The organism is Hyphomonadaceae bacterium ML37 (assembly GCA_027627685.1).
Taxonomy (GTDB): Bacteria; Pseudomonadota; Alphaproteobacteria; order Caulobacterales; family Maricaulaceae; genus Oceanicaulis.
Genome location: CP091241.1, coordinates 661585 through 682531, shown reverse-complemented (window position 1 = coordinate 682531; position 20947 = coordinate 661585). Strand labels below are relative to the sequence as shown.

Below are 20947 nucleotides of genomic sequence, written 5' to 3'. Positions count from 1 at the left end.
GCTACCCCCCGGGCGCCGGATTTGTTAACGTCCCGCTAACGGTGTCCGGCCTCCGGGGGAGCGAGTCGCATGGGGTGGGTGAAGGGTCTAATCGCCGCGATCGCAGCCTCTGCGCTATGCGCCACGCTGGCGGCCACGGCCCTCGCTCAGTCCTGGAATGCGCCGTGGCGCGAATCGGAAATCGCCGACCTGTCTGGCGCCCTGTCGGAGGCTTGGACCCATGGGCTCGATCCGGCGCGCTATCCCGATCCTGACGCCTTGCGCGCCATGGCGCCGGGGCCGGAGCGGGACGAGATGGCGCGCAATGCCTGGCTCCGGCTCGCGGCGGACCTGGTTTTTGGCCAGGTGGATCCGCGCCGCCTGAACCCGGACTGGAGCGCGCCGCGACGCGACGCCGATCTGCTCACCGAGTACGCCCAGGCGCGCGAACGCGGGGCCATCGCCGCCACGCTGGATGCGCTGGCCCCCGTTCATCCCGACTACCAGGCGCTGCGCCGGGAACTGATCCGGCGCACGGTCTCCCCCACCGCGCCGGTCCCGGTGGCGGAGGGTCCACGCCTGCGCCGGGGTGATAGCGGCGCGCGCATCGACGCATTGCGCGCCCGCCTGCATCAGCTGGGACTGCTGGAGCATCCCGGAGCCGCCGGTGATGCGTTCGACGCCCGGCTGGAAACCGCGCTTATGCGCTTTCAGGCCCGGCACAACCTCGCCGCCGATGGCGTACTGGGCGCCGACACGGTGCGCGAGCTCAACACCGGCAATGGCCAGCGCGTCGACCAGTTGCGGGCCAATCTGGAGCGCTGGCGCTGGCTGCCGGAAGATCTGGGCGCGCGCCATATCCGGGTGAACATCGCCGATTACCGCCTGGAAGCCTGGGCCGATGGCGTGGTGGAGCGCGTGCACCAGGCCCAGATCGGCGCGCGCCTGACATCGACGCCGATATTTTCTGAAGAGATGCAGATCGTCGAGATTAATCCGTGGTGGTACACCCCCATGAGCCTGGGCGAGCCCTGGCTGCGCCGGTTCCGCACCAACCCGGGCTGGGCCTATGCCAACGGTTATCATCTGGTGGACCTCAATACCGGCCGGCGCGTCAACGCCGCCGATGCCGACTGGGCCAACCGGCGCTACCGTGTGATCCAGCAGCCCGGGCCCAACAATGCCATGGGCCAGGTCAAATTCCTGTTTCCCAATGTGCACAATGTCTACATCCACGACACGCCCCACCAGGGCCGGTTCCTGGACACCCAGCGCGATGACTCAGCTGGTTGCGTGCGCGTGCGTGACCCCATTGAGCTGGCGATCTGGGTGCTGGAGGCGGAGGGCTGGAGCCCGGCGGACGTGCGCGCCGCTTTCGACTCGCGCCAGACGCGCCGGGTCCGGCTGCAGAACCGCATCCCGGTGCACATCCTATATTTCACCGCCGTGTCCGACCGGTTCGGGCAAGTGCGCTATGTCCACGATGTCTACCGGCGTGACGCGGCGCTGATCCGCGCGCTGAACGGCGATCTGCCGCCCTTGCCGACGGCGCCGTCCGTTCCGGTCGAGATCGACGAGAACGCGCAGGTGGACTGAGGGGCTTTGCCGCTGAGACATGAAAAAACCCCTCGCCCGGGGGCGAGGGGTCTAATTCAGACGTTCATATATTTCCGTATCCGGATCAGTCCTCGAACATATCCGCAAAGCGGCGGCGCGGCCGGGTTTTCCAGGCGCCGCGGTGGAACACGTCTGACACGATGACGGGCGCCACAGTGGTGGCTTCGGCGAACACCATCTGCTCCAGCGTCACGTCCACCTTGCCCCACGAGCACGCTTCTTTCAGCGTCGAGGAGGAGCAGGCGCCGTCGCGCACGTCGGCCACGGTGATCTGCACGGCGTATTCGTGCATCGGCACTTCGTGGCCGAGGATTTCAGCGCACACCACCGTATCCTGGGCGAAGTTCTTCGGCACGCCGCCGCCGACCATGAAGAGGCCGGTCTTGCCCGCCTTGATCTTGATATCTGTCAGTTCCCGGAAATCGGCCACTGCGTCGATGGAGAGATAGGGCTTGCCCGCCTTCATCCGCTCGACCTGGTGCTTCACCAGGCCAAAGCCCGCCGAGCAGTCGGCGAACGCCGGCACAAAGATCGGCACGCCGTGCTTGTAGCATTCCTCGATGAGGGAGCCTTCCTTCTTGGCGTTGCCGTCAGCCAGCCACTTGCCCATCGCCTTGATGAAGCCGCGGCTGGAGATCGGTTTGGCCGGCAGGGAATTGGCGATGTCGCCGATCGTGTGATCGGTGGTCTGCAGCTCTTCTTCGTCGATATAGGTGTCGTAGATGCGGTCGATATAGAGCTCGCGCAGGATCCGGTCGTCGGGAATTTCGTGGGCCTGATAGTGCTTGAAGCCCAGCGCCTCGAAGAAATCCATGTCCACGATGGACGCGCCGGTGGCGACGATGGCGTCGACCATGTTGTGGCGGATCATGTCACGCCAGACATGCATGCAGCCGCCCGCCGAGGTCGACCCGGCCAGGGTGAGGATCACCGAACAGTCGGGATCCGCCACGGCGGCCCCGAGGATGCGGGCGGCGCGCGCAGCATCACGCGAGGAGAAGCTCATCTTCTCCCACGCATCAATGATCACGCGCCCATCGAACGAGGCGATGTCGATATGCTCGACCGGGCTGGCGAGCAGCTCGGCCTTGCGTTGGGAATTTTCGGTCATCAGCGCCTCTTCATCATTCGGTTTTTCATCAGGCGATGGCGTCTGCGGCGCAGTCCGCGTGCAAACGGCACGACGCGCCCGCCTTCATCGCCCGCGGCCGGAGCAGCCTCGGAAGTCTCGGTTTCATCATACATGGACCGCCAGGGGAAGTCGGCGACCTCGACAGTCTCCACATCCCCGAAGCCGTTGAACCGCGTCGCCATGGCGGTGCCATAGGCGCCCAGCATGCCGAACTCGATGACATCGCCTTCCATGAGATCCGCCGGCAGTGCATAGGGCCCCGGCATGGAATCGATGGAATCACACGTCGGCCCGTACAGCTTGAACAGCCCGGCCTCTTCGGACGGCGTTCCGTGACGGCGGTGCACGCGGATCGGGAAGGGCCATTTGGCGTGAACGATGTCGAACAGACAGCCATAGGAGCCGTCATTCATGTACACAGCGTCGCCCTTGACCAGCTCCACGCGGGTCAGGATTGACACGGCCTCGGCGATCAGCGCCCGGCCCGGCTCGCACCACAGATCGGCGTTGGACAGGACCATCATGTCCTCGAACGCGCTGCGGATCGCGCCGATGAACTCGCTCATCGGCGGCGGCGTCATGCCCGGATAGATCGCCGGGAAGCCACCGCCCACATCCACGATGTCCACCGTCACGCCCGCTTTCACGATCAGGCGCGACGCCTCCATCATCGCCGAGCGATAGGCGCTGGGCGCCATGCACTGGCTGCCGACATGGAAGCTGACGCCCAGCTCGGCCGCATGGGCGCGGGCGCGCCTGATCAGGTCGGGCGCTTCAGCCTCGCCTGCCCCGAACTTGCCCGCCAGCGGCAGAGTGGCCCCGTCATTGGAGACCGCCAGGCGCACCACCAGTGTGAGATCGGACGCATTGCCGGTCTCGGCGAGAATCTTCTCAAGCTCGGCTTCGCAGTCGAGCACGAAAATCTTCACGCCATGATCGAAATACGCCGTGCGGATGGCATGGCGGCTTTTGACCGGGTGCATGAACGCCATGGTCGCGCCCGGGCAACGGGCGGCGATCAGCTCGACTTCCGGCAGGGACGCGACGTCAAACCAGCGGATGCCGGCCGCGTACAGGGTGTCGATCACCCACGCGGATGGGTTGGCCTTGACGGCGTAGAGAACCTCGCCGGGAAAATTGTCCTGGAACCAGGAAGCTGCGGCTGTCAGCCGGTCCGGACGCGCGCAGGCGACCGGGCCTTCAACAGGCCGAGAGCGGACCAGGTCCAGGGGCGTATGGTATTGTGCCAACGCACGTGACCCCCTGATTGCAGTTAACCCAATCCGGCATCGTCACCTCCGCCGGGATGCGCGAGATATGCGCATTGCTTGGCCATGTAAAGGAAAATTGCATGCGCCATCGGTGAAATCTTTCACATGAAAGCCTGCGCGTAAAGGCGGTGGGCCGCGCAGCGCCCATGCAGTCGCAAAAACTTCATGCGCGCGGGCCCCGGTTCACCTTGCCAGCAAGGGCGCCACGCAGGCATACCCTTGGGACATCCGGGCGCGCGCCGCGCGCTCCATGCGAATGCAGGGATGACACACATCATGACCCGTCTTTTTCACCTGTCCGCCGGCGCCGCCGCGCTGGCGCTTCTGGCCGCCTGCGGCGAGCCGCGCGAAGCCATCACGCTGGGCGACGAGACCACCGAAACCACCGAAACCACGGATCAGGCCGAGGCCGCTCCGGGTACGGACGGCGCCGCCCGGCGCGGCGGAGGCCGCCAGGGCCTGCGCATCGTGGGCTCGTCCACCGTGTTCCCGTTCACCACAGCCGTGGCTGAAAACTTCGGCGCCAAGACCGAGTTTCCGACCCCGGTTGTGGAATCGGTCGGCACGGGCGGGGGCATGAGCCTGTTCTGCGCCGGCGTCGGGCTGGACTATCCCGACATGACCGGCGCCTCGCGCCGCATGCTGGCCACAGAGTTCCAGCTGTGCCGTGACAATGGCGTGACCGCGATCACCGAAATCCGCATCGGGTTTGACGGCATTGTTGTGGCCAACTCGACCAATGCCGACCCGGTCAATTTCGATCTGGAAGACATTTACCTGGCCCTGGCTGCGGAAATCCCGATGCCGGTGACCGGCGATGGCGAAGCGATGTTCTCTGCAGACGGCCTGCTGCGCGACGGCGTCAGCCACGCCGATGTGGCCGGCCATGACTGCATGACCTTCATCGCCAACCCTTACCGGCGCTGGTCGGAAATCGATTCCAACCTGCCGGCCGAACGCATCGAGGTGTTCGGCCCGCCGCCCACGTCCGGCACGCGCGACGCCTGGATCGAGCTCGGCATCAATGCCGGCGCCCGCCAGATCGCCTGCATGGACGAGCTGCGCGCCAGCGACCGGGTGCGCTTCAACACGCTGGCCAGCCGGCTGCGTGAAGACGGCGCCTGGATTGATGGCGGCGAGGACGACAATGTCATCCTGCGCACCGTCAACAACACGCCGGGCATGTTCGGCGTGTTTGGATACTCCTATCTCGAACAGAATGCCGACCGGGTGCAGGGCGCCGAAATCGACGGCGTGACCCCGGCCTATGACATGATCTCGTCGGGCGAATACCCGATCTCGCGCTCCATGTATGTCTATGTGAAGAACCAGCATGACGGCATCGTGCCGGGCCTGCGCGCGTTCATCGAGGAGCTCACCGATGACGAGGCATGGGGGCCGTTCGGCTATCTCGGAGATCGCGGCCTGATCGCCCTGCCCGAAGAGCGCCGCGCCAGCGAGGCCGAGCGCGCCCGCGCACTGACCCCGATGGGCTCGCCGGAATAGCCGGCGCTGCTCCGGCAATGAAAAAGCCCCGGCGCAGCGCGCCGGGGCTTTTTTGTTCTGACTCGACCAGCGCTTAACGCGTGGAGCGCTCGCACAGGCGCATGAAGCGCTCGCGCAGTTCCGGGTTCGCCTTGAACTCGCCAGTGAAGCTCGTGGTGATCGTGGACACGTTCGGATGATGCACGCCGCGCGTGGTCATGCACTGGTGCTTGGCGTCGACGAAGATCGCCACGCCGCGCGGGTTCATGGCCTCGGTGATCGCGTCGGCGATCTGGGCGGTCATGGTCTCCTGGGTCTGCAGGCGCTTTGAGAACGCCTCGACCACCTTGGCTATCTTGGAGATCCCCACCACGGCGCGGTCCGGCAAATAGGCCACGCACGCCGTGCCGATGATCGGCGCGATGTGGTGCTCGCAGTGCGATTCCACGTCGATATGAGTGAGCATGACCATGTCGTCATAGCCCTGCACGTCCTCGAAGCGCTTGCCGAGAATCTCCACCGGGTTCTCGCCATAGCCGCGGAACCATTCCTCATAGGCCTTGGCCACGCGCTTGGGCGTTTCGATCAGGCCTTCGCGGCGCGGATCATCGCCGGCCCAGCGAATGAGCGTGCGCACGGCTTCTTCAGCCTCGGCACGGGTCGGGCGGGCGAGATCGGCTGGCGCAGCGTCCAGGTTCGTCTTGTCAGTCATGGCGTCCATGGAACGCGGATCCTTTCGTTGACGGGCGGACAGGACGGGCCTGCCCGAAGTACCGGTTTCCGGATCCAGCGAAGGCAGCGAACAGGTCCGCTGGGCTTGCGCCGGGTCAGTGGCGTATATCCGGAGCGCGTGGCTATCCCCATTGCGCCCGGCGGTAAAGTAGGCGCCCGATTGGAGAATCCAATGCGGCCTTCCCCCTTTTTTGTGCACAAGGCACAGTGTAGACCCCTTGAGAGCGCTGCGCCAGCGGGGCTGCGCCCCGTTCCCTCCGGCCACATCACAGTGACGTCATGACCGCCTTGCGCCTCTACGACACCGCCGCACGCCGCAAGCGGGACTTTGTCCCGCAAGACCCGTCCCGGGTGACGATGTATGTGTGCGGACCCACCGTGTACGCGCCAGCGCACGTGGGCAATTTCCGCCCCGAAGTGGTGTTTGACGTCCTGTTCAGGGTGTTGCGCCATCTCTACGGCGACCAGGCGGTCCTGTTCTCGCGCAACTTCACCGACGTGGATGACAAGATCAACGCCAAGGCCGCTGCGGAGGGCGTGGGGATCGAGGTGATCACCGGCCGGTACACGACCATCTATCTCGAGGACGCTGCGGCGCTGAATGTCCTGCCCAAGACGTTCGAGCCGACCGCCACCGGCGCCATGGCCGAAATCATCGCCTTCATCGCACGCCTCATTGCCCAGGGCCACGCCTATGCGGCGCAGGGCCATGTCCTGTTTTCGGTGACGGCCTATGAGGCCTATGGCGATTTTTCCAGGCGCTCGCTGGATGACATGCTCGCCGGCGCGCGGGTCGAAGTGGCGCCCTACAAGCAAAACCCCGGCGACTTTGTGCTGTGGAAGCCGGCCAGGCCCGAAGATCCGGGTTGGGACAGTCCGTGGGGACGCGGCCGGCCGGGCTGGCATATCGAATGCTCGGCCATGATCGAGACCTCGCTGGGCGAGACCATCGATATTCATGGCGGCGGCATCGATCTGGTGTTTCCCCACCACGAGAACGAGATCGCCCAGTCGGCTTGCGCCCATGGCGGCAAGCCGCTGGCCAATTACTGGCTCCATAACGGCTTCCTCTCCATGGACGCCGAGAAGATGAGCAAGTCGCAGGGCAATGTGGTCACCGTCCACGCCATGCTCGCCGAGGGCGTGCGCGGCGAGGTGATCCGTTATGCGCTGCTGTCCGGTCAGTACCGCGCCCCGCTGGACTGGACCGGCAAGCTCATCGAGCAGAGCCGCAAGAGCCTGGACCGGCTCTATGGCGTGCTGCGGCGTCTGAAATCCGTGGAGGCGGCCGACACGCCCCCGCCCGCCGCCGTGCTCGACGCGCTCTACGATGATCTCAACACGCCCAAGGCGCTCGCCGCCCTGTTCGAGATCGCCGGACGCGCCAATAAGGCCGAAACAGATGCCGAGCGCGCACAGGCCAAGGGCGAGCTGCTGGCTGCCGGCATGCTTCTGGGCCTGTTCGGGAATGAACCGGACGCCTGGTTCGGCATTGATGCTCTGGGCGAGGACGAAACCGCCGCCATCGAAGCCCTTCTGGCCCAGCGCCTCGCTGCACGCCAGGCCAGGGATTTCGAGGCGGCCGATGCTATTCGTGAGCAGCTGACGCTGATGGATGTCAGTGTGGACGACACACCCGAAGGCCAGATCTGGCGCATAAAAAAATGACGACTGATCCGTACTCACCTGACCTGATCGCCCTCGCAGCGGACATTCCCCATATCGGGCGCCTAGCTGCGCCCCACGGGCGTGCGCGCAAGGTGTCGCGCATTTGCGGGTCTGAGCTGGATCTGGATCTGTGCGTTGAAGAGGACCGGATAAGCGCGCTCGGCCTTGAAGTGCGCGCCTGCGCGCTGGGACAGGCGAGCGCCTCGGTGTTCGCACGGGCGGCTCTGGGCGCCACGCTGGAAGAGGTCCTCGCGGCGCGTGACGGCCTCAGGGCCATGCTCCAGGACGGCGCCGCCCCGCCTGAAGGCCGATTCGCCGCACTGGCGGTGCTGGAAGGCGCGCGCGCCTACCGCCAGCGCCACGGGTCCATCCTGCTGGTGTTTGACGCCGCCGCCGAGGCCATGGAGGCGGCCCGTGTGCGCGCCGCGTGAAAATTCGCGCTGCGAACTGCACCGGGAGGGTGGACAGCCCTTCTCGCACGGGGCGATAAGGGCGCGATCTGAAGGACATGGCTCGTTCATTCTGTCCTTGCCGGCGCGCGCCGGATTGTTGATGATCGGCGCGTATAAGGTGATAGTATCGCCGGTGTTCTATGCTCTGGGTGTCCGGTGCCGGCACGAGCCGACATGCTCGTCCTACGCAGCTGACGCGATCCGGGCGCAGGGTCTTTGGCGAGGGGGCTGGCTGACCTTGGGCCGGATTTTGCGATGCCGGCCGGGCGGCAGCTGGGGTGTGGATCCGGCGCCGCAGGAGCATAATGGCGCACCGTGGTGGCGGGTCTGGTCATTCAGACCGCCGCATGAGGGGAATGAGGGGAAAACGTGACGGCCCCAAACCAACCGCTTGCGGTGACGCCCGGCGCCGCTGTTGATGCGGCCGCTCCGGCTGAGACCACCGCGAAGAGCCCGGCTGAAATGCGGGCCCTGACCCGGCCGCTGTCGGTGATCATGGTCAGTTACCGCACCGGGCCATCTCTGTTTCTGGCGATCGACGCAGTGATGACCGCCCATGAGGTGGCCGAGCTGGTGCTGGTCAATCACGACAACCCGCGCGAAACCGTTCTGCGGCTCGACGCGCTTGCGCGCACCCGGCCCAAGCTGCGGCTGATTCATTCAGGCGGAAATCTGGGCTTCGCGCGCGGCTGCAACATGGGGGCGGCGCAGGCGCGCGGCGATGTGTTCCTGTTCCTCAATCCGGACGCGGTTCTGTCGCCGGGCGCTGCGGCGCAGATGATGGCGACGCTCGGCGATTTGCCCGAACCGGGGATTGTCGGCGCGCGTCTGATGGACACCACCGGACGCGAGCAGCGCGGCGCGCGGCGCGGGGAGCTGACCATTGGCTCGGCCCTGTCCGGCTTCCTGGGCTTGCCGCGCCTTCTGCCCTTCATGCGCGATGTTCACCGCGAGAACGAGCCGCTTCCGGGCGACGCCGACCCGTCGCCCGTGGTGTCCGGCGCCGCCATGATGATGACCCGCGCCGGGTTTGAGACGCTGGGCGGGTTTGACGAGGGCTACTTCCTTCATGTGGAGGATATCGATATCTGCCGGCGGGCCCGCGATGCGGGCGGCGCGGTGATGTTCGAACCACGCGCGGTGATCCTGCATTACGGCTCCACCAGCAAGGCCAGCCTGTTCATGGTGGAAACCTGGAAGGCGCAAGGGCTGACGCGCTATTTCCGCACCCATTGCGGGCTGCATGGACGCGTAATCGGCCCGATTCTTGGCCCCGTGCTTTGGCTGGCGCTGATGGCGCGCGCCGGCATGGTGCGGACCCGTCAGCAGGTGGGCGGCAAGCTGCGCCGTCTGGCCGCCTGGCGCCGGCTCTTGCGCATCCGCCGCAAAAACTGAGCGCTCAGCCGCGCGGGCCGGGAAATCCGCCGGCCCTGGCCACCATGGACGCGATGGGGTGGCGCAGCGCCACCATCTCCAGCCAGCGCGCCGTCTCAATCATCTTTTCAAGGTCGATCCCGGTCTCGATGCCGCCGCGCTGGAGCATGTAGACCACGTCTTCGGTCGCCACATTGCCCGTGGCGCGCGGCGCGAACGGGCACCCGCCAATGCCGCCTGCCGACGCGTCGATGACGCCCACGCCCGCCTCCACCGCCGCATAGACATTGGCCAGAGCGGTGTTGCGGGTGTTGTGAAAATGCAGACGCAGCCGCGGGCCGGGCGCGGCCTCGCGCACCGCCGCCACCATGGCGCGCACGTCCCAGGGACTGGCGACGCCAATCGTGTCGCCCAGCGCAATTTCCATCACGCCAGCCGCCGCCGCCCGGCGCGCCAGGGCGGCGACGCGCGCCACGTCTACCTCGCCGTCGAACGGGTCGCCGAACGCCACCGAAATGGTCGCCGCCAGCTGGATTCTGGCGTCATGGGCCAGCACCGCGATGCGTTCGAGCAGATCGGCGGTCTCCTCCGGCGTGGCGTTCTGATTGGCCTTGCCGAACCCTTCAGAGGCCACCATCACGAAATTGATCTCGTCACATCCCGCATCAATGGCGCGGCGCAGGCCCCGCTCGTTGAGCGCCAGACCGATATAGGTGACGCCCTGTCCGCGCGGCACCCCGGCCATGACCGCATCGCCATCGGCCATGGCCGGCACAAGCTTCGGGTTGACGAAGCTCGCCGCCTCCAGACGGCGCACGCCCGCCTCGATCAGACGGTTGATGAATTCCAGCTTCACACCGGTATCGATGAGAGTCGGATCATTCTGCAGCCCGTCGCGCGGCCCGACCTCGACAATCTCCACGGCCTGCCGAGCGGCGGGGTCCGGCCTGATTGTACGGTCAGGGCGTTCTGATGTCGCAGTCATGTCGCTCTCCTCAGCCGCAAGGGCCAGTGCGGTGCAGGGTCAGGCGCACTTGGCGCCCGCGTGAATAGTTATAGCCCTGCACCTCGCCAGAGCGGCAGGCCTCGGTCTGCAGCAAGGCAATCAGCGCCTGCGCCCGCGCCGCCCCCTCGCCCTCTTGCGGCGCACGGCTGTGATCGATGATGACCAGCGCCGGGCCCTGGGTCTGGAATTGCGGCGACAGCGCGAAGTCGGCATCGCCCGACGGCGCCAGCCAGGCCTCCGCCAGATCATCGATATCGGCAAGCTGGACCGCGCCCCCGAGACTGAATACCAGCGACGGTTCGGTATAGGTGGAGATGAGAGGCGCGTTTGCCGGGCGCAAGTCCAGTTCGGCTGTGATCCGGGCCGCAGACTGCGACGGCGAGAGATCCGTCCCCGGGGCGATCAGCCCCCTGCCCGCGCCATGCCAGACCAGCCCCAGCGCCACCGCCGCAAGGACCGCGCCCGCCGCCCGGCGCCGGAACGCGGCCAGGCTCTGAACCGCCGCCAGCACCGCGATCACTGCGAGGACCAGCGCCAGGATCACGACGGGGCTGTGATGGACAAAGGTGAGCCAGGCGAAGGCTGCGCTCCAGACCGCCAGGCCCATAAGGCTCAACGCCAGGCCCACGCCCTTCCAGACCACGCGGGTGCGGTCCCACTCCATCGCGCCCCAGGCGCACAGCGCCATGATGGCGGGGAAGGCGGGCAGCACATAGTGGGGCAGTTTGGTGGGCAGAAGCTCGAACATGAGCCAGACGGGCAGGGAGAAGGCGATCAACACCCGTGCGGCCAGCGCCGCATCACCGCCTGTTCGCAGCGCCCGGCGCGCCGCCGCGAGACCGGCCGGCAGGAAGAGCGCGGCGGGAAACAGGGTCAGCGGCAGCAGGAGGATGTGATATCCGGGCAGTCCGCCATGGCCCTCATCGCCGCTGACCAGCTTGGGTCCCAGGTCATCGCCCAGCGCCTCGCGCAGAAAGGCCCCATCCGTGGCGATCTGCACCGAGATCAGCCAGGGCACAACGATCAGGGCCGCCAGCACCGGTCCCGGCCAGAAGGCGAGGGGTTTGAGCCAGGCCATGGACCGCATGAGCGCGGCGGCGGCGCCGCCCTCGGTGCGCGAAGACCACGCGTCCAGCATCACCAGGGCCCCGGCGCTGACGCCCAGCACAAATGGCGCAACCGGTCCCTTGATCAACACGCCCAACCCCAGAAGCGCCCAGACCGCCAACGCCCAGGTCCGGCGCGTCCGCCGGTCATCCGGGCTGGCGAGGCACAGACGCAGCAGGCCATACAGCGCCAGCCCCGTCGCGCCGGCCAGCATGGCGTCGGTCTTGGCGATCCCGGCCTCGGCCCCCATCAACACACTGGCGCCCAGAAGCGCGCCTGCATAAAGGCCTGCGCGCCCGCCCAGCAGGCGGCCGGCGATCAGCGCTGCGGCGAGGGCCGCCAGCATCGCCCCGAGGACGGACGGCAAGCGGTAGGCCCAGATGGCGCGCGCCGCCTCGCCCGTTGTCGCCGCCACGGCGGCGCTTTGCAGCCAGTGTATGCCCACCGGCTTCTTGTTGCGGTCTTCGTCGAGGAAAGTGATGCGCACGAAGTCGCCGGTCTGGAGCATCTGCGCGGTGGCCTGGGCGTAGCGCGCTTCATCCCGGTCCAGCACCGGCAGGGTGAAGACGCCCAGCAATCCGGCGACAGCCGCTACAGCTGCAGCGATGAGCGCTGTGCGCCAACCCCCTGAAAGTTTTTCCAGAATCTGCATCGTCTGCCTGATCCGAACGGACGGCGGAAATTTCCACGGGCGCCAGCGTACGGAACCCGGTATGTAACGGCCCGCCGCAAACCGCAAGCCGGGCTCTCGCCCCGGGGGATGTTCATGACCGCCACGCCGCCTGACCTGTCCATAATCACCCCGATGCACAATGAGGCGGGCAACGCCGCCGACCTGGTGCGCGAGATTCACGCAGCGCTGGACGGGCGCCGGTTCGAGATCATCTGCGTGAATGACGCCAGCACCGATACGACGCTGGAGGAGCTGACAGCGCTGAAGGCTGACATCGCCCAGCTGCGCATCCTGTCCCACCGGCGCAATGCCGGCCAGTCACGCGCCCTGCGCACCGGCGTGCTGGCAGCCCGCGCGCCGGTCATCTGCACCCTCGATGGGGACGGTCAGAACCCGCCGGCCGACATCCCGGCGCTGGTCGACGCCTTGACCCGGCGGAATGCGCCGGCGGCGCTGGGACTGGTGGGCGGGCGGCGCACCAAGCGCCAGGACAGCGGCTGGAAAAAACTCGCCTCGCGGGTCGGCAATGGCGTGCGCAAACGGCTGCTGAAGGACGAGGCGGACGATACCGGGTGCGGGCTCAAGGCGTTCCGGCGCGACGCCTATCTTCTTCTGCCCTACTTCGACCATCAGCACCGCTTCATTCCCGCGCTGATGAAGCGAGAGGGCTTCGCCATGGAATTCATAGACGTGGGCCACAGGCCACGCCTCGCGGGAAAATCGAAGTACACCAATCTTGGCCGCCTTTTCGCCTCTTTAAGCGATATGCTAGGTATCATATGGCTCAACAGCCGGGCGCGTCAGTCCGGCGGTTGGGACGAGGCCTGAACGCAGCTTCCGAGGGGGCGGCTGCGGTGTCAGGCCCCAGCGCAAGGGAGCGGGACGATGTCAGGGGCAGTTGGAGCGGGTGTGGCCAAAGGATATGCGGCCGGACGCAATGGTGAAGGCGGAGGCGGAGAGCGGCTTTCAATGTTTACGATTTTTCCGAAAATGGCCCTCGCGGTCCTGATTTACGCGGCGATCGCGCTGTTTGTGGCGCTCACGTCCAGTGACGGCGCCAGCAGCTTTGTCGGCACGCTCGACCGGTTCCAGGCCGGGCAGTGCGCGGGCATGGCGAGCGCCGCGGCGGACGCCGGGGCCTGCTATGTCGGCACGCTGAATTCCAAACTGCTGTCGATGACCCTGCCCTCAGGCAACTGGGTGATCACCACCGCGGACCTGATCTTGATGTTCGCATTGATCATGCTGTTCATGGAGATGATCAAGGCAGCGAGCTCGGGCACCAGCTCGCTCATCAATCACGGCCTGTCCATGGCCACGTTCCTGGTGTCGATGCTTCTGTTCCTGCTGACGCCGCTGTTCGGCACCTCGACCTTCTTCCTCATCACCCTGATGAGTCTGGTGAATGTGATCGCCGGCTTCACCATCACGGCGATCGCCGCACGCCGCGACCTGCAGGGATAAGCTCTCTAGAGGATCGCCGGCACGACCGAAAAGCCCCGGGGCATCGCTCCGGGGCTTTTTCACGGTCAGAGGAAGACGAAATACAGCGCCAGCAGCCAGGCCCCGTCCGCCATTGTCATGCGGCGCAAGTAATCCTGCCTCATGCCGCCCGCTCCTGACGCGGGCGCGAAGGCGCGCCCAGATGCATCGAAGCGGCATAGGCGGCGTGATAGCGCTGGCGCTCACAGGCGTCGGCGCGCAGGCCGCGGCGAACCGGACCGGTCTGCAGGCAGGCGACGCCCTCGGGGCTCAGCGGTGCTGAAGTCTGCGGACGGGCGCCGGAGCGGCGTTGTGCGTCTGCACGGCCGCGCGGCTCGTCGCGCACATCAGCAGAATGAGGAGCAGGCTCGACGCGCGCCGTCCGGCGGGCCGGGACAAGAGCGCCGGAATGGCGCGCGGGGATGGGAACGAGACCGCTCATGCGCCCCACCCCGCAAATCCCGGACCAGTCTTTACGCCTTGTTTACACCTGTTGATGACCCGTTAACGGTCAGACGTCCGCCAACATGGGTCATTCCGGCACAGATCAGGTGTCGCCTGCCAGCCGGTCGAGGCGCTTGCGCATGGCGTCCAGCTCGGCGCGCAAGGCGTCCACGTCGCCCTTGGACATGTCCGATGGCTGATCCGCGCGCGCCCCCGGGGCGGCGGTCAGGCCGGGCGTGAACATTTTCATCGCCTGTTCGAACATCGCCATATTGCGCCGGGTCTGTTCCTCGATCAGGGCCATGGAGGCGGCGGGCGACCCGATGGCGCTGGCCATCTTTTCGCGCAGCTCGGCTTGCTGGCTGGAGAAATTGTCCATGCTCAGGCGCAGATAGCCCGGCACCATGGTCTGCATGGAATCCCCGTAGAATGAGATCAGCTGGCGCAGAAACTCCACAGGCAGAAGCGTCTCGCCCTTGGATTCCTCTTCAAAGATGATCTGGGCCAGCACGCCGCGGGTCAGGTCTTCGCCGCTCTTGGCGTCCTGCACCTTGAAATTCTTTCCCTGTTTGACGAGTTCGCGCAGGTGATCGAGGGTGACATACCGGCTCGCTGACGTGTCGTACAGGCGGCGGTTGGCGTACTTTTTGATGATGATCGTGTCGGCGGCTTCAGATTGCGTCACGACAGGCTCCTTCCTGACCGCCCCGCGGGGCGGCGCGCCGGCCGGGCTGAGGCTTTCATTCCCGGAGCGGCGCGATTAACTTTCACATTCAAACAAAGCGCTGGCGTCAGCGCCTGCCCCCGCTATGCTGCGGCGGATGCTGCAGGTGCGGGTGTCGATTGCTGCGCAGCATAAGCACACTTCGCAGTCAGGGACAGGGAGTATTTCTTTATGGCGAGAACGGCGCTTGTGACCGGGGGAACGCGCGGGATCGGCAAGGCCATCAGCGTGGCGCTGAAAGCGGCCGGATATGAGGTGGCGGCCAATTACGCCGGCAATGACGAGGCCGCCAAGACCTTCACCGGCGAGACCGGGATCAAGGCCTATAAATGGTCGGTGGGCGACTATGAGGCCTGCCGCGACGGCGTGGCGGCGGTCGAGGCCGCGCACGGCGCCGTGGACATCCTGGTCAACAATGCCGGGATCACGCGGGATGCGCCGTTCCACAAGATGACCCCGCAGCAATGGAGCGAGGTGATCGACACCAATCTGACTGGCGTGTTCAACATGACGCACAATGTGTGGAACGGCATGCGCGATCGCGGGTTCGGGCGCATCGTCACCATCTCCTCCATCAATGGACAGAAGGGCCAGTTTGCGCAGGCCAACTACTCCGCCGCCAAGGCGGGCGATCTGGGCTTCACCCGGGCTCTGGCCCAGGAAGGCGCCCGGCGCAACATCACCGTCAACGCGATCTGCCCCGGCTATATCGCCACCGACATGGTCATGGCCGTCCCCGAAGCGGTGCGCGAACAGATCGTGGGCTCCATCCCGGTGGGACGCCTCGGCGCAGCGGAAGAGATCGCGCGCTGCGTGAGCTTTCTGGTGAGCGATGAGGCGGGTTTCATCACCGGCGCCACCCTGTCGGCCAATGGCGGGCAGTACATGGCCGGATAGCGCGGAATTTTCCGTGCAGCGCCTGCCTGAAAATCGCCCATATGCGCTTGCAGCTTCCCCTCCATGTTCAGGGGAATGATCCTCCTGTTCGCTGTGAGCGCCGGGGCTTGGGCGCTTTTCCCAGCGGACGGGGCCGCACAATCGAATCCGTTTGACCGCCTGGTCTCGTCACAGACCGGACGCGCGGAACCGTCGCTCTGGTATGAGCGCACGGACGGGCGCGGCCGTTTCGTGTTCGACCGGTCCGCCGAACCTGCCCTGATCTGGGTGGAGGGCGCGCAGGAAGTCTTCGCCGTGCAGCGCACCAGCGCATCCGGCGGCGGCGATGTCTGGATCACCGATACCGAGACTGTCCTGCTGCGCGTCTCTCGCATTGGCGGCTGGACGTATTTCCCCGATGACCGGCCCGACGGCGTGGCGGTGGAGCCCATGGGCCGCGCCCATACGCTGGTCGCTGCGCCCGCCAGCAATGCCCAGCTCCAGGGCGCCGCGCGCGACATGGCCGACCGGCTGGCGCGCCTGTCGCGTCAGAATGTGCGCGCCGAGCTGGCCGCGCCGGCGCCCGACCAGAACGCCTATATCATCGACACCATGGTGATGGTCACTCTGGCCGCCGAGCAGGCCTCGCGCCGTTCTCTGCGGGATCTGAAGACCGTGCGCATCGGCGTCGGTGAGACACCACGCGCGGACTATGACGGAAGCACGCTGGACATCTCGGTGAATACGGCCATGGGTTATGGCGGCCGGCCCAGCGCCGCCTATATCCGCCGCACGCTGGAACAAGGCGGCCGCTGAACCTCAGGCGGGGTCTCAGGCGCGGCCTGAAGTGCGGGGCGGCGGCCCGTCCGGACCCGGGCGCCAATGCGGCGGCGCCAGTTCAAAACCTTCAAACCGGAAGCCCGGCGCGACCACGCAGCTGACCAGCGTCCACGCGCCCAGCGATTCGGCCGCCTGCCACGCGCCGGCGGGCACCACCGCCTGGGGCCGTTCGCCGCCGCGCAGGTCCGGCCCCAGCCGCACGGCCCGCGCGCTGACGCCGTCCTCACTCACCGTCAGGACCAGCGGCGCGCCGGCATGCCACAGCCAGACTTCCACCGCGTCCACCACATGCCAGGCGGACACCTGGTCGGCGGCCAGCAGGAAGTAGATGGCGGTGGCCGCTTCGCGGGCGCCGTCCGGCCCGGGCCCGGCCCGGAACGTCTCGCCATACCATCCGCCTTCTGGATGAGGCTGGAGCCCCAGCATCCGCACGATTTCCTGGACGCCCAAATCGCCGCTGATCGCCATCATGGCCCGCCTCCCGCCGGTTAACCCTGCGCTCACACAGGCTTGCTAGGACTGGTTTCTTCACTGGTTCTAGCGGCCCCGGTCACATGGCGAAAGACGGCTATGGCAAGTTAAGTCTGCTCAAGCGCGGCGGCTCGACGAGCCGCGTGATCGATCTGGTATCGATCCGCGAGCGCCATTGCCATGAGCCGGACTGGGCGAAGAACCCCATGTTCCGCAATGCGCGGCTGAACCGGGCCTTCATCGTCAAGCACACCTTGCGCGCCTGGGAGCGCGAGGAGCTGGGCGGATCGCGCACATCGGCCACCAAGGTCATCGTGCCGATCAGCGACCGCGATCTGGACATGGGCGGCCATTCCATTTTCGTCGAACACCCGCGATTTGAGACCCAGCTGGCCCAGCATCTGGGCGTGGGGCCGGGCGAGACGGCGTTCGCCGCGGATGTGGCGCGCCTGCGCGCGCTGGCGCTTCTGCCATCCTTTGATCCCTATCTTCTGCATGAGTATTTCCGGCGCAGTGGCGAGACCGTGGCGTCCTGCTATTTCGCCATTTCGGATGACGAGCTGCGCCAGATCACTGAATTTGTCGCCAGCCAGATCGATCTTCTGGTGCGCAAGGCCATGGGCAAGGCCTCCATGGATTCCCTCGACAAATCGCGCCGCCTGGCCAAAGTCCTGTTCGAGGATGAAGATTCGCCGCAGCTGGCCGTCCTGCGCGATGCGCTGCGCATGACCGCCCGCGAATACCGCGAAGGCGTGTTCGGCTGGAAGGGCACGCTCTATTACAGCTGGCGCGCCGGCGAGTGCTATGCGGATCTCGCCGCCTTCATCAAGGATATCAAGGGCGTGCGGATACCCGGCCTGTCTCCGGCGGACCGTGCCGAGCTGCACGGCGTGATCGAGTCCATCACCCAGCTCTCCGCCCGGCGCTGGGCCCGCCTGAAATCACGCCTGGGCGAATACAATGACGAGTTCACGCGTTTCGTGGAGCGCGGCGACCCGGCGGCGCTCAAAGCCTTTATGGCGCGCGCGCCGCGCCTGTTCGTGGAGATGGGCGAGGATATCGGCCGCATCCAGCACGTCTCGTCCTACTGGCGCTTCTGGACCCGCGGCCGGCGCCACAATGTGATGACGGCGCCGGAGGCGTTCGACCTCCTGCCCGATTTCGAAGCCGCCCTGATGGTCACCGATCTGGAGACGGAGGGTTAGGAGGCGGGTATTACGCCCCGCCCAACGGCCGCTTTTCAGATCAATGAGGCGCGGATATTGTGGCCGCATGGCCGAGTACATCGCCCTCATCCACAAGGACGACGACAGCGATTTCGGGGTGTCCTTCCCGGATTTTCCCGGCTGCATTGCGGCTGGCGCGACGCTTGATAAGGCCCGGGCCATGGCGCAGGAAGCCCTGGCGTTTCACGTCGAAGGGCTGCTGGAAGACGGTTGGGCGATGCCGGAGCCTTCAAACCTGAGCGGGATGACCGGCGCGAAAATCGGCAACGGCCTCGCGGTGTACATCACGCTTCAGGCCGGCAGCACCTAATGGTCCTGGAACTCGCGCGCGGCGTCTTCCGAGCTCACCTCGTCGGGACGAGTGATCGCTTCGTTCTCCTGCTGCACGATGCGCAGGATGCGGGCGATGAATTCCTGATTCCACGCGCCGCGTTCATCAGCCTCGGCCTTGGTGGGCGTGAAGGCCTCGATATCGGCGCGGGTGATGACGCCGCGCGTCTCCAGAAGCCGCTCCACTGTGTCGAGGCGCTGGCGCATCACCGAGACTTCCTGGGCCAGCGCCATGACGATGTTCATGACGCGCTCGGCGTCCTGACTTTCCAGAAACCAGGGCCGCTTGCCGCGTGCCTTGGCGCCGGCCTGAGAGAGGGGGTCAAACGTCATTACGCGGCTTCCTTCTTGGCGCCGATGACATGCCAGGCGGCCTTGCGCCCGTAGTCCTCGACGGCGTCCTCGCCCGATGACGGGAACAGCTTGGCGTCCACCACCGCGGCCACGCCGCCATGGAGCACGCTGTCATCCTTGAAGCCGGCGCGGATCATCAGGTCATCGAGATCGATCTCGTGCATGGTCGTCCAGAACGGCTCGTTATTGTAGAACGCATCCCAGTCGCGGATCGCCTGCTCATAGAGCGGCATCGCGTCGGTGTATTGCGGCTGCTCGACGTGCAGCACGATGCCGCCGGGTTTGAGCACCCGGCGTGTCTCGGCGAAAATGCGCTCCATGGCGCTCTTGCTGGTTTCGTGCAGGAACATGGTGGTCTGCACCCAGTCAAAGCTGTCATCGGCGAAGCGTGAGAGATCCTCGGCGTCGGCCTGGATGAAGCGGACATTCTCCACCCCCATCGCCTTGGCGCGCGCCAGCCCGTAGCGCAGCATGGGCGCGCCGGAATCCACGCCAACCACTTCCGCGTCCGGGAAGGCTTCAGCCAGCGGCAGCACGTTATGGCCAAGCCCGCAGCCCAGATCGAGAATGCGTCTGGGCTTGAAGTCCGGCAAATTCTTCTTCACCCAGGCCGCCACCGCCTGGCCGCCGCCATCATTATACCGGCCCAGCGCCCCGCCCGTGGTGGCGAACAGGCCGCAATCATAATTGGCCGCGCCGGTGATATCGCCGGGCACGATTTCGGTGTGATAGCTGCCGGGCATGCAGTGATGGTCCACCGCCGCCAGATAGCGCGGAGTCTCGAAGGCCGCGTCCAGCTCGAGCCGGTCATCGCCATCGGTCAGCTCCGCGGCGCGGGCGTTGAGCGCCTCGCCCTGGCGCAGCGTGACCCAGCGCCCGGCCTGCTGGCGCTGTTCCATGGTGGCGCGGCGCAGGGCCGACCATATCTGGAAGGCCGGATCGGCGGTGAGCGCCTTGCGCACGTCGTGGCGGGATTTGAACGGACCCTCTTTACGCGTGCGCGCCGGTTCGACCCGCGCCTCGAACGCATCCTTCACGCCGGGCAGCACGCGGCTGGCCAGATGGCGGTTCATGTGGGCGAGGAAATTGAAGCGCTCGGTCTCGTCATGACTGGTGTGGGGAAACATGCCGTGACGCCCCACCAGGCGGTAATCGGGCGGGCCGTCATAGGCCGGCGCATCGGCCAGAATGGGCTTGGAGCGGTCTTCGGGCATGACGGTTCACCTCTGTCTCGGCTGGCGGCGGTGTAATTCTTTAGCATACTGACTTGGCAAAGCCGCCGATTTCAAATGATATACCATTTATAGCCGATCGCCGCCAATATGGCCTGCGCTTATGCGCCGCTTTGCCGCAAGCCGCCGGACCCATCCGGGGAGGAGACCCAGCCATGACCACACGAATCATCGCCCTGTTCAATCTGAAACCCGGCGTCACCGCCGCCGATTACGAAGCCTGGGCCAAGGCAAAAGACCTGCCGACGGTGAACGGCCTCAAATCGGTGGACAGCTTCGAGGTGTTCAAATCGGCCGGCCTGCTCGGCTCCGACGCCAAACCGCCCTATGCCTATATCGAGATCATCGACGTGAACGACATGGAGACATTCGGCGGCGAGGTTTCGACCGAGACCATGCAGAAAATCGCCGGCGAGTTTCAGGCCATGGCCGACGATCTCTCCTTCATCCTGACCGACAAGCTGGGCTGAGG

Annotated in this window: 23 protein-coding genes; 13 read left to right on the top strand and 10 right to left on the bottom strand. The window is 66.2% G+C overall.

Going from position 1 to position 20947, the window contains the following annotated elements:
- Positions 1-69 precede the first annotated feature (69 nt).
- Complete coding sequence (locus L2D01_03440; GenBank protein WBQ10844.1) at positions 70-1575, top strand: L,D-transpeptidase family protein; 1506 nt, start codon at positions 70-72, stop codon at positions 1573-1575.
- Between the two features lie 85 nt (positions 1576-1660).
- Here the strand turns inward: L2D01_03440 and L2D01_03435 are convergent, their stop codons facing one another.
- Together L2D01_03435 and L2D01_03430 are read right to left on the bottom strand one after the other, a co-directional pair.
- A complete protein-coding gene (locus L2D01_03435; protein ID WBQ10843.1) occupies positions 1661-2707 on the bottom strand; it encodes a deoxyhypusine synthase in 1047 nt (348 codons plus the stop codon).
- Entirely contained in the window at positions 2707-3978 is a 1272-nt protein-coding gene (locus L2D01_03430; GenBank protein WBQ10842.1) for a type III PLP-dependent enzyme, read from the bottom strand. Before L2D01_03430 ends, L2D01_03435 begins: the two co-directional genes overlap by 1 nt.
- A gap of 297 nt (positions 3979-4275) precedes the next feature.
- Between L2D01_03430 and L2D01_03425 the strand changes: the two genes are divergently transcribed.
- Entirely contained in the window at positions 4276-5505 is a 1230-nt protein-coding gene (locus L2D01_03425; GenBank protein ID WBQ10841.1) for a substrate-binding domain-containing protein, read from the top strand.
- A gap of 73 nt (positions 5506-5578) precedes the next feature.
- On the opposite strand, the gene folE is transcribed toward L2D01_03425, so the two are convergent.
- The gene (gene folE / locus L2D01_03420) at positions 5579-6205 is read right to left on the bottom strand and encodes a GTP cyclohydrolase I FolE (protein ID WBQ10840.1); all 627 of its coding nucleotides are present in this window, start codon (positions 6203-6205) and stop codon (positions 5579-5581) included.
- A 290-nt stretch (positions 6206-6495) separates the two neighbouring features.
- Between folE and cysS the strand changes: the two genes are divergently transcribed.
- The 4 genes from cysS to L2D01_03400 all read left to right on the top strand — a co-directional run bounded on the left by cysS (position 6496) and on the right by L2D01_03400 (position 9731).
- Positions 6496-7884 carry a cysteine--tRNA ligase gene (gene cysS, locus L2D01_03415; protein WBQ10839.1) on the top strand — a complete coding sequence of 463 codons (1389 nt, stop codon included), beginning with the start codon at positions 6496-6498 and terminating at the stop codon, positions 7882-7884.
- Positions 7881-8315 (top strand): iron-sulfur cluster assembly scaffold protein, encoded by a 435-nt coding sequence (locus tag L2D01_03410; protein ID WBQ10838.1) that lies wholly within the window; start codon positions 7881-7883, stop codon positions 8313-8315. The genes cysS and L2D01_03410 overlap by 4 nt, the downstream gene beginning before the upstream one ends.
- Positions 8316-8436: 121 nt before the next feature.
- Positions 8437-8709, top strand: coding sequence for a membrane protein insertion efficiency factor YidD (gene yidD / locus L2D01_03405; protein WBQ10837.1), 273 nt, complete (start codon positions 8437-8439; stop codon positions 8707-8709).
- Positions 8706-9731: a glycosyltransferase family 2 protein gene (locus tag L2D01_03400; protein WBQ10836.1), complete on the top strand. Its 1026-nt coding sequence runs from the start codon at positions 8706-8708 to the stop codon at positions 9729-9731. The genes yidD and L2D01_03400 overlap by 4 nt, the downstream gene beginning before the upstream one ends.
- A gap of 4 nt (positions 9732-9735) precedes the next feature.
- Here the strand turns inward: L2D01_03400 and L2D01_03395 are convergent, their stop codons facing one another.
- Both L2D01_03395 and L2D01_03390 read right to left on the bottom strand, forming a co-directional pair.
- Positions 9736-10695 carry a hydroxymethylglutaryl-CoA lyase gene (locus tag L2D01_03395; GenBank protein WBQ10835.1) on the bottom strand — a complete coding sequence of 320 codons (960 nt, stop codon included), beginning with the start codon at positions 10693-10695 and terminating at the stop codon, positions 9736-9738.
- A gap of 10 nt (positions 10696-10705) precedes the next feature.
- Positions 10706-12475, bottom strand: coding sequence for a glycosyltransferase family 39 protein (locus L2D01_03390; GenBank protein WBQ10834.1), 1770 nt, complete (start codon positions 12473-12475; stop codon positions 10706-10708).
- Between the two features lie 114 nt (positions 12476-12589).
- On the opposite strand from L2D01_03390, the gene L2D01_03385 reads away from it, so the two are divergent.
- Together L2D01_03385 and L2D01_03380 are read left to right on the top strand one after the other, a co-directional pair.
- Entirely contained in the window at positions 12590-13324 is a 735-nt protein-coding gene (locus L2D01_03385; protein WBQ10833.1) for a glycosyltransferase family 2 protein, read from the top strand.
- A gap of 162 nt (positions 13325-13486) precedes the next feature.
- The gene (locus L2D01_03380; protein ID WBQ10832.1) at positions 13487-13960 is read left to right on the top strand and encodes a hypothetical protein; all 474 of its coding nucleotides are present in this window, start codon (positions 13487-13489) and stop codon (positions 13958-13960) included.
- 139 nt (positions 13961-14099) lie between these two features.
- Here L2D01_03380 and L2D01_03375 read toward each other — a convergent pair whose 3' ends face one another.
- Together L2D01_03375 and phaR are read right to left on the bottom strand one after the other, a co-directional pair.
- Entirely contained in the window at positions 14100-14420 is a 321-nt protein-coding gene (locus L2D01_03375; GenBank protein WBQ10831.1) for a hypothetical protein, read from the bottom strand.
- A gap of 105 nt (positions 14421-14525) precedes the next feature.
- Positions 14526-15107, bottom strand: a complete 582-nt coding sequence (gene phaR, locus L2D01_03370) for a polyhydroxyalkanoate synthesis repressor PhaR (GenBank protein WBQ10830.1) — start codon at positions 15105-15107, stop codon at positions 14526-14528.
- Between the two features lie 210 nt (positions 15108-15317).
- On the opposite strand from phaR, the gene phbB reads away from it, so the two are divergent.
- Positions 15318-16043, top strand: a complete 726-nt coding sequence (gene phbB / locus L2D01_03365) for an acetoacetyl-CoA reductase (GenBank protein WBQ10829.1) — start codon at positions 15318-15320, stop codon at positions 16041-16043.
- Between the two features lie 75 nt (positions 16044-16118).
- Positions 16119-16838 carry a DUF4908 domain-containing protein gene (locus tag L2D01_03360; protein WBQ10828.1) on the top strand — a complete coding sequence of 240 codons (720 nt, stop codon included), beginning with the start codon at positions 16119-16121 and terminating at the stop codon, positions 16836-16838.
- A gap of 15 nt (positions 16839-16853) precedes the next feature.
- Here the strand turns inward: L2D01_03360 and L2D01_03355 are convergent, their stop codons facing one another.
- Positions 16854-17333 carry a cupin domain-containing protein gene (locus tag L2D01_03355; protein WBQ10827.1) on the bottom strand — a complete coding sequence of 160 codons (480 nt, stop codon included), beginning with the start codon at positions 17331-17333 and terminating at the stop codon, positions 16854-16856.
- Between the two features lie 83 nt (positions 17334-17416).
- Here L2D01_03355 and L2D01_03350 point away from each other — a divergent pair, with 83 nt between their 5' ends.
- Positions 17417-18538, top strand: a complete 1122-nt coding sequence (locus L2D01_03350; protein WBQ10826.1) for a hypothetical protein — start codon at positions 17417-17419, stop codon at positions 18536-18538.
- Positions 18539-18605: 67 nt separating this feature from the next.
- Positions 18606-18869 carry a type II toxin-antitoxin system HicB family antitoxin gene (locus L2D01_03345; GenBank protein WBQ10825.1) on the top strand — a complete coding sequence of 88 codons (264 nt, stop codon included), beginning with the start codon at positions 18606-18608 and terminating at the stop codon, positions 18867-18869.
- Here the strand turns inward: L2D01_03345 and L2D01_03340 are convergent.
- Together L2D01_03340 and L2D01_03335 are read right to left on the bottom strand one after the other, a co-directional pair.
- Positions 18866-19222 (bottom strand): hypothetical protein, encoded by a 357-nt coding sequence (locus L2D01_03340; protein ID WBQ10824.1) that lies wholly within the window; start codon positions 19220-19222, stop codon positions 18866-18868. The two genes, L2D01_03345 and L2D01_03340, sit on opposite strands and share 4 nt — an antisense overlap.
- Positions 19222-20457: a class I SAM-dependent methyltransferase gene (locus L2D01_03335; GenBank protein ID WBQ10823.1), complete on the bottom strand. Its 1236-nt coding sequence runs from the start codon at positions 20455-20457 to the stop codon at positions 19222-19224. Before L2D01_03335 ends, L2D01_03340 begins: the two co-directional genes overlap by 1 nt.
- Positions 20458-20630: 173 nt before the next feature.
- Here L2D01_03335 and L2D01_03330 point away from each other — a divergent pair, with 173 nt between their 5' ends.
- Positions 20631-20945 (top strand): REDY-like protein HapK, encoded by a 315-nt coding sequence (locus L2D01_03330; protein WBQ10822.1) that lies wholly within the window; start codon positions 20631-20633, stop codon positions 20943-20945.
- Positions 20946-20947: the final 2 nt, after the last annotated feature.